Below are 13,385 nucleotides of genomic sequence, written 5' to 3'. Positions count from 1 at the left end.
CGGGGCGGGTGCCCCAGCCCAAGTTGGCCCGCAGCAGCCGCCAGCCCTGGCCGGTCACCGTCACGGATACCCGGGCGGGCAGCGGGCGTAGCGGCACGTAGTGGGCCGAGTCGTAGTGCCAGGCCAGCGGAAAGTTGAGGCGCGTGGTGTAGGTTTTATTCAGGGCATTCATCTGCCAGAACACGCCCGCCGCTAGCAGGCAGGCCGTAATGGCCCGGTAAAAGCTGGGCTCCTGGCCCGCGAAAGGGCGCACAAACCAGCGCAGCAGCGTGCCGGCTCGGGTCAGTGGCCCTTCCATTGGTTAGGAGGCGATGGGGGTATCGCGGTTGGTGGTGTCAGCGGCCGCCTTTGTGCCCACTTCGCGGGCAATGGCCGAGCGGTCGAAGCGCAACTTGGTACCGCGGTCTACTTCCACTACCACGGTGTCTTCCGTCAGGTCCACTACCAGCCCGTGCAGGCCGCCGATGGTGACGATGCGCGAACCTTTAGTGAGGCTCTGGCGGAAGGCTTTGGCATCGGCCGTGCGCTTCTGCTGGGGCCGAATCATGAAGAAATACACCACCAGGCCGATGGCAATCGGAAAAAGCAGCTGGGTGTAGCCGCCGCCATCGGCAGCTTGCAGCAAAAGGGTCAGGAACATAAATCGAAAGGTAAATGCTTACAGGGGTTTGTCGGCGCCAGCAGCCGTGAGCACGTTGCCTTTGATGGCAATGGTGGTGATGTTGGGCTGGGTGTTGGCCCGCACGGCCACTTGCTTGTTGATGATGCCCTGCTTGCCGCGGCTGTCGAACTGCACTTCCAGCGTGCCCTGCGCACCGGGGGCCACGGGCTCCTTGGTCCAGCTAGGCGTGGTGCAGCCGCACGAGGCCGTGGCATCCTCAATCAGCAGCGGCGATTTGCCGGTGTTGGTGAAGGTGAAGGTGTGGTGCACCTTGCTGTCGGGCTTGATATCGCCAAAGTCGAATTCCGCTTCGGTGAATTTCATCACCGGGGCGTTGGGGTTGGGCGTTTCGTTCTCGCTCACCACGTTGGGGTTGTCCACGGTGGGGTTGGCGGCATCGTTGGTTACGGTGGCGCCGGCGTTCACGCCTTCTGCGCCGGCTTCGGCGGCTTTGTCGCGGTTGCAGGCGGCCAGCGAAAGCGCGGCGGCCAGAATCAGGTACTGCTTCATAATGAATTAATGGTCGTTTTTTCGTCTGTCATCCTGAGCAGAGACGAAGAACTTTATCACGAATGAACAAGCATTCTGAAGTGATAAGGTCCTTCGTCTCTGCTCAGGATGACAGATGGTGTACGGCCGATAAAATTACAGCTTGGCGATAATGCTCTGGGCAAACTGGCTGGTGCTGGCCTGGCCGCCGAGGTCGCCGGTGCACTCTTCCTTATTGGCCAGCGTGGCTTCCAAGGCTTTGTCAATTTGCTCGGCCTTGGCGTGCTCGCCGATGTGGTGCAGCATCATGATGGCCGAGCGCAGCAGGGCGGTGGGGTTGGCTTTGCCCTGGCCGGCGATGTCGGGGGCCGAGCCGTGCACGGCTTCAAAAATGGCCATGTTGTCGCCGATGTTGGCACCGGCCACCACGCCCAGGCCGCCCACGAGGCCGGCGCAGAGGTCCGACAGCAGGTCGCCGAACAGGTTGGTGGTCACAATCACGTCGAACTGCTCGGGCTTGCCCACCAGCTGCATGCACATGTTATCGATGATTTTATCCTCGAACACAATCTCCGGAAACTCCAGGCTGGCTTCTTTGCAGGCGTTCAGCATCAGCGTGCCGGCCATCTTGATGATGTTGGCTTTGTGGGCCAGCGTCACTTTTTTGCGGCCGTGCTTGGCGGCGTAGGCGAAAGCGGCGCGGCAGATTTTGCGCGAGCCTTCCACCGTTACGCGGGCAATGGCATCGGCAATGCCGAGGCGCTCGTCCCACATTTCGAGGCCCGAGTACAGGCCTTCGGTGTTTTCGCGAAACAGCACGAGGTCAATGCCTTCGTAGCGGGTTTTCACGCCGGCCGTGGTTTTGCTGGGGCGCACGTTCTGGTAGAGGTCGTACTTCTGGCGCAGCGTCACGTTGATGCTGCGGAAGCCTTTGCCTACGGGCGTGGTAATCGGGCCTTTAAGGGCCACCTTATTCTTTTCCAGTGATTTGAGCAGGGCGTTCGGAATCAGCTCGCCCGACTGGTCGAACGTGGTCTGGCCGGCGTTCTGCTCTTCCCACTGCACGGGCACCTGCGCGGCGGCAAAAATATCGGTTACTGCTTTCGTGATTTCGGGGCCTATGCCGTCGCCGGGAATAAGGGTTATTACGTGCATCGTATCGGGTAATAAATGACTGAATGAGAATGCAAAGAACGGAATGGGAGAATGAGCGAGAACTGAATTTTCATCAGCGGCTCACTCATTCTCCCATTCCGTCAATCACTTAACTCGTTCAAAAAAAATTAAGCGCCCTTGCGGGAATTGATTTGGTTGATAAGCTGGTCAACGTCGCCGAGCAGCTGCTCTGCCTTGGATTTAGCATCGGAAATCACGCGCTGGCCTTCGCTCTTGGCCGACGACTGGCCGGTGGCTTCGCGGCTGGTCACGAGGCTGTCGGTGAGGTCGGCCAATACCGAGCGGTACTTTTCGAGCTGGTAGCTGAGCCAAGAGCGGGTTTCGGTGCCGGTTTCGGGGGCAAAGAGCAAGCCAAGGGCCGCGCCGGTGAGGGCGCCGCCCGCGAAGCACAGGATGCCGGTGGTGGTTTTGCTGGCCATGGTCGTCGGAGTGGGAATGAAAGTGGGGAATGTTTTCGGAGCTGCGTACGCAGAAACGCGGCCGCAGGTGCAAAGGTGGCTGATTGGTGCGTTCCATCAACCAGCCCGCGCCCTACTGGTTATCCAGTAAGCCGCGGCCCGATTTGCGAATGTCGCCGCTGGCGGCCAAATCCGTCGCCAGCTTGTCGAGAATACCGTTCACAAACTGCTTGCTCTTCGGCGTACTATACAGCTTGCTGATTTCAATGTACTCGTTGATAGTGACTTTCACCGGAATGCCGCGGAAGAGCTGCATCTCGGTAAGGGCCATTTTCAGGATAATTTTGTCGAGTAACGCCACACGCTCCACGTCCCAGTTCTGCACCGAGCCGGCGATGAGCTTCTCCATCTTGTCATCCTCAATGAGCGTTTGCTTGTAGAGGGTTTCGGCAAACTCGCGGTCGTCGGCCCAGTTGGCCGATAGGTTCATCAGCTCCTGCTTCTCGTCGGCGCCGTAGGGCAGCATTTTCAGCGTCTTCAGCACCAGATTGCGCACGATGGGGCGGTTTTCTTCCCAGTTCAGGTCGGCGGCTTCGAGCTGGCGCGGCAGGGCCTCGCCCTTGAACACGTAATCCTTGTAGATGTGGCGCAGGATTTCGAGGTCGGTGTTGTAGTCCAGTTCGGGCGCGTCGGTATTCTTGCCGTCCAGGTAAGCCAGAATGGTTTCATCGGCCTTCATTTCCTGCCAGGCGGCGGTCAGGGCTTCGTACTCCTCGGGGCCTTCCCAGGCCAGCTTGCGGCGGATGGTGGTGCCCTGCAACTGCTCGTTGGCCATCAGCTTGGCAATGGCCTGGTTCTGATGCAGGCGCTTGGTGTCCACGGCGTTTTCGCTGGGGCCACCGCGGCGGCGCTCCTCGCGGCTCTGCTCTTCCTCCAGCACGCCCAGCAGGGCTTTGGGCAGGTTCAGCAGGTGCAGGTACTGGTCGTGAATACTTTCGGCCCCCACCATGAGCTGGCCGGCGTAGAGGTCGGCGTCCTTCTTCACCTGGTTCTGGAAGGAGATAATAGCGTCGGCCACGGCCTTGTCCACGGCTTTGTCTTCCGTTTTCTCGGGCGTGTTGCCGGTGCGGTACCAGTCGCGCAGCTGGGCCTCGCCCATCTTGCGCTGGCCTTCCAGCTTGCGGCGGTCGGGGGCCTCTTTGGCCGTCAGGTCGGGCTCGAAAGCAGCCGCGATGCGGTCCTGCGCCAGCATCAAATCGGCTCCTACCGCCTGGTGGTAGGAGTAGAGTGACTGCATGACTTTGATACGGAGGAGGCGGCGGTTGAGCATATTTCTTGGTGCTTGGTTGTTAGTGCTTGGTGCTTGGCTTGATTGAGGCTGGAAATTCCAGGCACCAACAACCAAGCACCAAGCACCAAAAATTAATACGTCGACTTCACCCGGCCCACGCTGGCGATGCGCTCCTTGGCCTGCCGGATGGCGGCGGCCTGCGGGTGCGTGCCTTCTTCGTCGGCCTTCTGGAGAACCTGAAGGGTGAAATCGTAAATTTTTTCGGTCTGGGTGAGGGCCGCCTGGCGGCTGCCGCCGGTTACTTCGGAGTACACGTTGATGAGGCCGCCGGCGTTGATGAGGAAGTCGGGGGCGTACACAATGCCGCGGCGCACCAGCTCGGGGCCGTGCTGGTTTTCTACTTTGAGCTGATTGTTGGCGCAGCCAGCCACCACGCGGGCCTTCAGGCGCGGAATGGTGTCGTCGTTTAGCGTGGCACCCAGCGCGCAGGGCGAGTAAATATCCATGTCCTGGTCGTAAATGGCATCCAGGCCCACGGCGGTGGCGCCAAAGCGGTTGGCCGCATCCAAGGCGCGGTCTTCGTAGTAGTCGGTCACGATGAGCTTCGCACCTTCTTTCTGGAGGTGCTCGAGCAGGTAGGTGCCCACATGGCCCGTGCCCTGCACGCCAATGCGCTTGCCGGCCAGGCTTTCGGAGCCGAAAGCCTTCTTGGCGGCGGCCTTCATGCCCATGTACACACCGTAAGCCGTCACGGGCGAAGGGTCGCCCGAGCCGCCCATGCTCTCGGGCAGGCCGGCTACGTGGGTGGTTTCCATGCGGATGTACTCCATGTCCTTGGTGGTCATGTTCACATCTTCGGCCGTGATGTACTTGCCGTTCAGGTTCTTCACGAAGCGGCCGAACTTGCGCAGCAGGGCTTCGGTCTTCAGCGTGGCGGCATCGCCGATGATGACGGCCTTGCCGCCGCCCAGGTTCAGGCCCGAGATGGCAGCCTTGTAAGTCATGCCGCGCGAGAGGCGCAGCACGTCGTTCAGCGCCTCAGCATCGGAAGCATAGTGCCACATGCGCGTGCCGCCGAGGGCGGGCCCGAGCACGGTGTTGTGAATGCCGATGATGGCCTTGAGGCCGGTTTCGTGGTCGTGGCAATACACAACCTGCTCGTGCTGATGCTCGGCAATCTGGCCGAAAATCGACTCGGGGGCGACAACTTGGGTTTCAATCATGGGAATGAATTGAAGGGTGGTGGGAATTGTGGGAGGGATGGTTGGGAAGAGTACGGCGTAACTTTGTTGGGTCTTTGGGTTTATACGAAAATCCAGAACGTCATGCTGAGCTGGTCGAAGCATCTCTACCGCGTAAGTAGATAGTTACTACTGCGGTAGAGATGCTTCGACCAGCTCAGCATGACGTTCGAATTGACCATTGACTCATCATTTCAGGCCGCAAAAGTACCGCTATTTTCCCGAACCGGCCCCTTTCTCAACTTGCCCGTGCGCGCCCTCAACGCTGTTAACCCGTTCATCTTCCGCTATAAGTGGCATTTCCTCGCCGGAGTGCTGTTCGTGGCCCTGAGTACCCTGCTGGCCATTTTTCCGGCCCAGCTGGTGCGCTACGCCTTCGATTTGGTGAACGAGGGCATCGACCTCTACCACCTCTACGCCGGCACCGAAGCGCAAAAGGGCGTGTACCAGCTTTTTGGGCGCAACGTGCTGTTCTACGGCGTGCTCATCATTGCCCTGGCGCTGGGCCGCGGCATCTTCCTGTTCTTCATGCGCCAGACGCTCATCGTGATGTCGCGCCACATCGAGAACGACCAGAAGAACCAGATTTACCAGCACTACCAGTCGCTGCCGCTCAGCTTCTACCGCCGTCACAGCACCGGCGATTTGATGTCGCGCATCTCCGAAGACGTGAGCCGCGTGCGCATGTACCTCGGGCCGGCCATCATGTACTTCCTGCAACTCGTGCTGCTGTTTCTGCTCATCGTGCCGCTCATGCTCATGGTGAACGTGAAGCTGACGCTCTACACGCTGCTGCCGCTGCCGGTGCTATCGGTCAGCATCTTCTACGTCAATAACCTGATTGAGCGCAAGTCCGACGAAATCCAGCGGGCGCTGTCGGGCATGACGACCTTTGTGCAGGAGGCTTTCTCGGGCATTCGGGTGCTGAAATCGTTCGTACGCGAGCAGGATTCGCACGCGCAGTTTGCGGCCGCCAGCAACGAATACAAGGAAAAGTCGCTGAGTCTGAACTTCGTGAACTCGCTGTTCTTCCCGCTCATTCTGTTCCTCATCGGGCTGAGCACGCTCATTACGGTGTGGGTAGGCGGCCAGGAGGTCATTCGCGGCACCATCACCACGGGTACCATCGCCGAGTTCCTTATTTACGTGAACCTGCTGACGTGGCCGGTGACGGCGCTGGGCTGGACCTCTTCGCTGGTGCAGCGGGCCGAGGCCTCGCAGGCCCGCATCAACGAGTTCCTGGACCAGAAAACCGACATCATCTCCCGCCAGAACGTGGAGCGCGAGCTGGCCGGCGACATCGTGTTTGAGAACGTGTCGTTCACTTATCCCGATACCGGCATTCAGGCCCTCAAAAACGTGAGCTTCCGCGTGAAGCCGGGCCAGACCTTGGCCGTCATCGGCAACACCGGCTCGGGCAAAAGCACCGTGGCCGCCCTGCTCTGCCGCCTCTACGATGTGACAGCCGGCGATATTAAAGTGGATGGCGTGGACGTGCGCGATTACTCCTTGCGGGCCCTACGCGGCCAGATTGGCTACGTACCGCAGGACGTATTCCTGTTCTCCGACACCATCCGCAACAATATCAACTTCGGCCTCGACCAGCCCGACGAGGCGCGCATGCTGCAAGCCGCTAAGGATGCTGACGTGTACAGCAACATCTTGGCCTTCCCCGAAGGCTTCGACACCAAAGTGGGCGAGCGCGGCATCACCCTCTCGGGCGGGCAGAAGCAGCGCGTGAGCATGGCCCGCGCCCTGGTGAAGGAGCCCAAAATCCTGATTCTGGACGACTCGCTCTCCGCCGTGGATACCAAGACGGAAAACGCTATTCTGGGCAGCCTGCAACGCATTATGGCGGCGCGCACCAGCCTCATCATCTCGCACCGCGTGAGCTCGGTGAAGCTGGCCGACGAAATCTTGGTGCTCGACGACGGCATTATCGTGCAGCATGGCACCCACGACGCCCTTATGGCCGAAACCGGCGGCCTGTACCGCTCGCTGTACGAGCGGCAGTTGCAAACCGAGGAGGCATAGTGGTGAGCTAGTGAAATGGTGAGGTGGTGAGTTTGACGTTCAATTAGGTGCTAATTGCGCCGATAGAACATCGAATTCACCACCTCACCATTTCACTAGCTCACCACATGACTCAACGCCTTGCCCTCGTCACCCTCATTGTTCGCCGCTACGACGAAGCCATTGCCTTTTACACGCAGGTATTGGGTTTCACGCTGACTTCTGACCTCGACATGGGCGGCGGCAAGCGCTGGGTAGTGGTGACGCCACCCGGCCCGGCTGGCGGCGGCCTGTTGCTGGCCGAAGCCAAAACCGAGGAGGAGCAGGCCGCCGTGGGCCGGCAGGGCGCGGGCCGCGTCTGGCTGTTTCTGCACACCGACGACTTCTGGCGCGACTACCCGGTGCTGCAAAGCCGGGGCTTGCGCTTCCTCGAAGTGCCGCGCTCCGAAGCCTATGGCCACGTCGCCGTGTTCGAAGACCTGTATGGCAACAAGTGGGACTTACTGGAGCCCCTGGGCGAATAGCCCATGAATAAAAAACCCCGCTACGCAGAGCGTAGCGGGGTTTTTGCCTCTGAGGCATTTGAAATTACTGCCCAATCATCACGCGGCGCATACCGGTTTTTTCGTAGGCCGTGCAGCGTACAATGTAGGAGCCGGCCGGCAGCTGGCCTACGTTGAGCACCGCGGGCGTCTGGCCGTTCATCATGGTATAGGTAAGTACCGGGCGGCCACCCACGTCAGATACTTCGACGCGGGTCGGGCCGGGGTTATCCGTTTTCACGGTGAGCTTGCCAGCTATTGCTTCGGCTTTCACTTTGATGGCATTGGGGTTGGCGGCCGGAGTTTCGGGCGCGGGGGCAATCCTAGAAGTAGTTGCTGCATCAGCTACCACTGCCGTCGGCGCTGGCGTGGGCGCTACGGCGCCATTGGGTAAAATAGCCTCTTCTTTGGCGGGAGCAGCCGGCATAGCGGCAGCGGGGGCGGAAGGCGCCGGAGCAGTATTTTGAGCGTGGGCCGCCAGCGAAGCTAAGGTGCTGGCTACTACAAGTAGTAATATCTTTTTCATAACTTGGATACGAACGAGAGAGAGTAAAATCGCTTGCGTAAAGCTAAGCAATTATGTGGCCGTTTTGGTCAGGCCGGCTTGTCAGGCGGGTTTGAGAGGCCATTAAGACCGACCGATTTTAAAACTTTATTTGCGTCTGGCTTGCACAGAGCGCAAATAACTCCTTACCTTTGTCGCTCCAATACCAATCGGGGTGTAGCGTAGCCTGGTATCGCGCCAGCATGGGGTGCTGGAGGTCGTAGGTTCGAATCCTGCCACTCCGACGGAAGAGCAGCCGCTCTCTCAAAAGCCTCCGAACTTCCGGGTTCGGGGGCTTTTTTCGGCCGCTCATATTGGAAACAGAAAACCAGTCGCCCCATCGGCTGGCTTTCGGGGTGTAGCGCAGCCCGGTAGCGCGCGTCGTTCGGGACGACGAGGCCGTAGGTTCGAATCCTGCCACCCCGACCCGAGAAAGAAGGCTTGCATCAGCAATGATGCAAGCCTTCTTTTTTTGCGCTAACCCGATGGGCGTTAGCTGAGGTGGCGGCAGCGGTGACAAATTTCGTTTAGGGGGATTATATTCATGCAGCCAACAGGTTAGCTTCGCTATCATTGCATCCTCACCAGCTTCCGAACCGTGAAAACACTTCTGCTCTCCTTTGCGCTGTTGGGCGCTACGGCTTTTGGCGCGCCGCGCGCCTGGGCCCAATGCCATACGTTTATGTACGTGCCCCACAGCACGCACCACCACGACTCGTGCGCGGTGCAAAAGCCCTTTGTGCCAGGCCGCGTGGGTGGCTCCGTTGGTTTGCTGGCCGCTTCGGACCGGGCGCACACCCCCTATTTAGGCATGGACGCGGAAGCCCACTATTGGCTGTTGCCCCGTTGGAGCGCGGGCCTGCGGGGTAGCTTTACGGGCGAAATGCCGGCTGCCGATGCGCCGGCCGAGGTATACGCCGGGGCGGCGCAGCCCCGCCTGCTGCTATTCAGCGCTACCTGGAACAACCAAGTGCTGCTGGCCGAAACCTCGCGCTGGCGGCTGGTGGCCGAGGTAGGTGCCGGCCTAGGCGGGGCCAGCCTCTACGACAAAGCCCAGCAGGTACACCAATCCGGGCGAAACTGTGGCTGCACCACGGCCAAACGGCTCGATACGGCGGTGGCACCCGTTGGCGAAATTGGGCTGGCTGCTACCTACAAGCTGCTCCGGCACATCGATGGGCCCTGGCTGACGGTACGCGGCGGCTTTCGGCAGTGGTACGCCAGCGCGCCCTTTGGCACCGCCGACCAGTTTTCGGCCTACGTGCTGAGCGTGGGCGTGAGTGTGCCCGACATCACGCACAAGCGCTAGCGCAGTGGGCTACTTCACACCCACCCACACTTCGGAAGCGTCGTTGGCCCCGAAGCGTTCGAGGTAGAAATTGCCGCGCTGCGTGAGCTTTTGTTTTTTCACGGCCTCAAAGGCGGCGGGATAGAGCTTGTTGGGGGCCAGCAGGTAGCTCACGCCCGTGAGGCGGGCGGCCAGCACGCGCTGCCCGGCCGGTACCACGCGGTAGCGGAAACCGGTTGGTAATGCTTGGGTAGTATCGGCCACGGTGAGGCCGATGAAGGCGCGAATTGTGTCGTGGGCCGTTTCGGGGTCGTTGAGGTAGAGGTTAGCCAGGTCGCCGTGCAGCTTCTGCTGCGCATCCTTGGCCTGGCGGAAAAGCTGGCCGAATGCCTCCCCCGTCACTTTACCGTGGAAGGGCTGCCCGGCCAAGTACAGCGGGGCCGATGTGGTTTCGAGCGTGATTTTGGGCTCCTGGGTGCCGCCGAGGTAAACGTAGACGCCGGCCGCGGCCAGCGTGAGCACAATAATGGCGAGGAAGAGGTAGCGCATGTAGGGGCAATGGGTGAATGAGTGAAGGAGCGAATGGGTGAATGAGCGAATGCAGAAATCGTCCGTTTGCATTCACCCATTCATCCATTCGCTCATTCACCGCTGACGACGTACTGCATGCGGTAGAGCTGGGCATAGTAGCCGCCCTCGATGCGCAGCAGCTCTTCGTGGGTGCCGGTTTCCTTAATTTCGCCCTTGTCGAGCACGATGATTTTATCGGCTTTCTGAATGGTGCTCAGGCGGTGGGCAATGACGAGCGAGGTGCGGTCCTGCATCAGCTTTTCGATGGCCTGCTGAATCAGCTCCTCGGTTTCGGAATCGACGGAGGACGTGGCCTCATCGAGCACGATGATGTGCGGCTGGTACACCATGGCCCGCACGAAGCTGATGAGCTGGCGCTGGCCCACCGAGAGCGTGGCGCCGCGCTCCATCACGGGGTAGCCTAGGCCCTCGGGCAGACGCTCGATGAAGCGGCGGGCCCCCACAAGGTCGGCCGCAGCCCAGATTTGCTCGTCGGTAATCGTCTGGTTGCCGAGGGTGATGTTGTCGCGGATGCTGCCAGCGAACAGAAATACATCCTGGAGCACAATGCCTATTTGGCGGCGCAGTAGGCTAAGGTCGTACTCGCGCAGGTCGCGCCCGTCGATGCAGATGCTGCCTTCCTGGATGTCGTAGAAGCGGCTCAGCAGGTTGATGATGCTGGTTTTGCCCGCGCCGGTCGCACCCACGAAGGCAATGGTCTGGCCGGGCTTCACGTGGAAGCTGATGTCCTTGAGCACCCAGTCGGGCTCGTTGTAGGCAAACTTCACGTGCTTGAACTCTACGTCGCCCTGCAATTCGGCGGGCGCGAAGGTGCCGCTGGGAGCCACCAACTCCTGGTTGTCGAGCAGCTTGAGCAGGCGCTCGGTGCTCACAAGGCCCAGTTGCAGGGTGTTGAACCGGTCGGCAATCTGGCGGATGGGCCTGAAAAATAGGGCGTTGTACATGATGAAGGCAATGAGGGCGCCCTTTGAGATGGTGCCCTCAATCTGGCCCTGGGCGGCGTACCACACCAGCAGGCCCACGCCCACGGCGCCCAGCACCTCGGCCACCGGGAAGTAGATGCTGTAGTAGAGCACCGAGCGGATATTAGCCTCGGTATGCTGCTTGTTGATGGCTTCGAACTTGCGGAACTCGCGCTCTTCGTTGTTGAAAATCTGCACCACGTTCATGCCCGTAATGTGCTCCTGCACAAAGCTGTTGAGCTTGGCCACGGCCGTGCGCACATCCTGAAACGAGCCCTTGATTTTCTCCTTGAAAACATACGTGCTGAACAGTAGCGGCGGAATCACCGACAGGCTGATGAGCGTGAGCCGCCAGTCAATCCAGAACATGAAGGCCATGATGAAGAGCAGCTGCAGAATGTCGCCCACCATAGCCGCCAGGCCCTCGCTGAAGACATCGGACAGGGTTTCGACGTCGGAGATGTTGCGCGTCACGAGCACGCCGATGGGCGTCTGGTCAAAGAACTTCAGCTTGAGGCTGAGCAGATGACGGTAGAGGTCGGTGCGGATGTCGCGCACGATGTACTGGCCCAGCCAGCCGCCGTAGTAGGTCTGCAGGTAGCTCACGCCGGCGTGGGCCACCAGCAGCACCAGTAGCAGCAGAAACATAAAGTTCAGCCCCTTCATATCGCCCTGCTCGATACTGACATCGACCATGCGCTGGATAAGGAACGGGCGCAGGGTGCCCAGCACGGCCGTGGCCACGGTGAGCACGATGAGGCCGACGAACACGCGCCGATAAGGGCGCACGTAGCCGAGCAGGCGGCGCAGTACGGCCCAGTCGAAGACCTGGCCGGTTTTGGTGGCGGAAGTGGTGGGGTCCATAAGTGGGGCAAAGGTCGGTAAGAACAAGCAGTAGCGGGCGGAGTTTGCCGCCGCCGTCCCATCTTTAGGGCCTACTCCACCTCCTTTCCACCTTTTTTATGCTGCTGTACCTCCGCCGCCTGGGCTTTGGCTTGGGCCTGCTGCTGGCTGCCCTCGCGGGCCGGGCCCAAACCATCAATGTCGACGCCGTGACGCGCTACTGGCAACTTACTGACGCGCTGCGGCAGGACAAGCCCCTCACCGACCAGGCCTGGCAGGAGTTTCTGGAAATTCCGGGCAATAAGATTTATACGCGCGGCATCTACTCGGCTGCCGATTTGGTGCGCTACCGCAAGGCCATCGAAGTGGTGTATATGCCGCGCTACGACTCGCTGCGTCGGGCCAAGCTCCAGGCCAAAAGCTGGCTGTATATGATGGCAAACGACATGAAGGAGCGGGAGCCCGAATACCGGCGCTACGTGGCCGGCCTCACGCAGAATGCCGCTGCCCTCGACCAGATGTACCAGTTCGCCTATCCGCAGCTGCCCCCGGCGGCCCGCAAACGGGTGAGCAAGCTCAACATCTACTACGAAGCTCTGGGCAACGACGCCACCTCGCAGGAAGAAGGTATGTTCTACAGCCTACGGGCCGTGCTCGATGCCAATGAAGTGAAGCCCGGCCTGATGGAAGGCCACGAGATGTACCACCAGCTGCAGCCCGATTTCCATTTCGGCCCCATTGCACCCGACGATGAAGGCCTGCTGGAATTCATGACCAGCATGCAGCACGAAGGCATCGCCGACCAGATTGATAAGCCCCTGACCATGGCCCTGCCCGGCGACCCGCGCGGTATCCGCGACTGGGCCTTCACCCCCGCGCCCACCTTCATTCACCGCATGGATTCGGCGCTGCAGTCGCGGGCGCGGGGTGGCGCCGCCGCTACGGGGCGCTGGTACCGGCGCCAGTCCGATGGCTCAAACGGGCACTTGCCGGGCTTCTTCATGTCGTCGGCCATTGTGCGCAACGGCTACGGCCAGCAGCTGATAGCGCAGTCCGACAACCCCTTTGCCTTCGTGTTTCTCTACCAGAAGGCGGCTAAAAAGAACAAGACTCCACTGCCACTCTTCTCCGACGAAGCCATCCGCTACCTGAAGGAACTGGAGCGTAAGTACACTAAGGCCCGGCCGGCCACTTCCTAAGTGAGCGGCGTTTCATCCGGCACTACGCCGTCCTCATACTCCACGCGGCTCAGGAACAGGCCCCGGGCCGGGGCGGCCCCGCCGGCATCGATGCGCTTCTGCGCCCACAGCAGCTCCTGGAACTCGCGCGGCGTCATCCGGCCGCGG

The 13,385-nt window shown here is 60.5% G+C and carries 13 protein-coding genes, 2 tRNA genes and 1 pseudogene; 6 read left to right on the top strand and 10 right to left on the bottom strand.

Annotated elements, in window-relative coordinates:
* The 7 genes and pseudogenes from ACYVDE_RS05555 to ACYVDE_RS05525 form a co-directional block, all read right to left on the bottom strand.
* Positions 1-298 (bottom strand): annotated as a pseudogene (locus tag ACYVDE_RS05555) (hypothetical protein); the annotation flags it as partial.
* A 3-nt stretch (positions 299-301) separates the two neighbouring features.
* On the bottom strand, positions 302-640 hold the full coding sequence (gene yajC / locus ACYVDE_RS05550) for a preprotein translocase subunit YajC (protein ID WP_460500477.1): 339 nt from the start codon (positions 638-640) through the stop codon (positions 302-304).
* 18 nt (positions 641-658) lie between these two features.
* Positions 659-1,171 (bottom strand): DUF1573 domain-containing protein, encoded by a 513-nt coding sequence (locus tag ACYVDE_RS05545; RefSeq protein ID WP_460500476.1) that lies wholly within the window; start codon positions 1,169-1,171, stop codon positions 659-661.
* Between the two features lie 135 nt (positions 1,172-1,306).
* A complete protein-coding gene (locus ACYVDE_RS05540; protein WP_460500475.1) occupies positions 1,307-2,305 on the bottom strand; it encodes an isocitrate/isopropylmalate dehydrogenase family protein in 999 nt (332 codons plus the stop codon).
* Between the two features lie 128 nt (positions 2,306-2,433).
* Positions 2,434-2,745 (bottom strand): YtxH domain-containing protein, encoded by a 312-nt coding sequence (locus tag ACYVDE_RS05535; RefSeq protein WP_460500474.1) that lies wholly within the window; start codon positions 2,743-2,745, stop codon positions 2,434-2,436.
* A gap of 112 nt (positions 2,746-2,857) precedes the next feature.
* On the bottom strand, positions 2,858-4,021 hold the full coding sequence (gene nusB / locus ACYVDE_RS05530) for a transcription antitermination factor NusB (RefSeq protein WP_460500473.1): 1,164 nt from the start codon (positions 4,019-4,021) through the stop codon (positions 2,858-2,860).
* Between the two features lie 125 nt (positions 4,022-4,146).
* Complete coding sequence (locus ACYVDE_RS05525) at positions 4,147-5,238, bottom strand: Glu/Leu/Phe/Val dehydrogenase dimerization domain-containing protein (RefSeq protein ID WP_460500472.1); 1,092 nt, start codon at positions 5,236-5,238, stop codon at positions 4,147-4,149.
* Positions 5,239-5,505: 267 nt separating this feature from the next.
* On the opposite strand from ACYVDE_RS05525, the gene ACYVDE_RS05520 reads away from it, so the two are divergent.
* Positions 5,506-7,290 carry an ABC transporter ATP-binding protein gene (locus ACYVDE_RS05520; protein ID WP_460500471.1) on the top strand — a complete coding sequence of 595 codons (1,785 nt, stop codon included), beginning with the start codon at positions 5,506-5,508 and terminating at the stop codon, positions 7,288-7,290.
* Positions 7,291-7,397: 107 nt separating this feature from the next.
* Positions 7,398-7,793 (top strand): VOC family protein, encoded by a 396-nt coding sequence (locus ACYVDE_RS05515; protein ID WP_460500470.1) that lies wholly within the window; start codon positions 7,398-7,400, stop codon positions 7,791-7,793.
* 64 nt (positions 7,794-7,857) lie between these two features.
* Here the strand turns inward: ACYVDE_RS05515 and ACYVDE_RS05510 are convergent, their stop codons facing one another.
* A complete protein-coding gene (locus ACYVDE_RS05510; RefSeq protein WP_460500469.1) occupies positions 7,858-8,238 on the bottom strand; it encodes a T9SS type A sorting domain-containing protein in 381 nt (126 codons plus the stop codon).
* Positions 8,239-8,526: 288 nt separating this feature from the next.
* Here ACYVDE_RS05510 and ACYVDE_RS05505 point away from each other — a divergent pair.
* The 3 genes from ACYVDE_RS05505 (at position 8,527) to ACYVDE_RS05495 (ending at position 9,664) form a co-directional block, all read left to right on the top strand.
* A tRNA-Pro gene (locus ACYVDE_RS05505) sits at positions 8,527-8,600 on the top strand.
* Positions 8,601-8,707: 107 nt separating this feature from the next.
* Positions 8,708-8,781, top strand: a tRNA-Pro gene (locus ACYVDE_RS05500).
* A gap of 172 nt (positions 8,782-8,953) precedes the next feature.
* Positions 8,954-9,664, top strand: a complete 711-nt coding sequence (locus ACYVDE_RS05495) for a hypothetical protein (protein ID WP_460500468.1) — start codon at positions 8,954-8,956, stop codon at positions 9,662-9,664.
* Positions 9,665-9,673: 9 nt separating this feature from the next.
* Here ACYVDE_RS05495 and ACYVDE_RS05490 read toward each other — a convergent pair whose 3' ends face one another.
* Together ACYVDE_RS05490 and ACYVDE_RS05485 are read right to left on the bottom strand one after the other, a co-directional pair.
* Positions 9,674-10,192: a hypothetical protein gene (locus tag ACYVDE_RS05490; protein WP_460500467.1), complete on the bottom strand. Its 519-nt coding sequence runs from the start codon at positions 10,190-10,192 to the stop codon at positions 9,674-9,676.
* A 92-nt stretch (positions 10,193-10,284) separates the two neighbouring features.
* Positions 10,285-12,060, bottom strand: a complete 1,776-nt coding sequence (locus ACYVDE_RS05485; protein WP_460500466.1) for an ABC transporter ATP-binding protein — start codon at positions 12,058-12,060, stop codon at positions 10,285-10,287.
* A 98-nt stretch (positions 12,061-12,158) separates the two neighbouring features.
* On the opposite strand from ACYVDE_RS05485, the gene ACYVDE_RS05480 reads away from it, so the two are divergent.
* Positions 12,159-13,238, top strand: coding sequence for a DUF5700 domain-containing putative Zn-dependent protease (locus ACYVDE_RS05480; RefSeq protein ID WP_460500465.1), 1,080 nt, complete (start codon positions 12,159-12,161; stop codon positions 13,236-13,238).
* Positions 13,239-13,385: the final 147 nt, after the last annotated feature.

This window comes from Hymenobacter agri (genome assembly GCF_054778495.1).
This window is presented reverse-complemented; position numbering and strand designations above follow the sequence as displayed.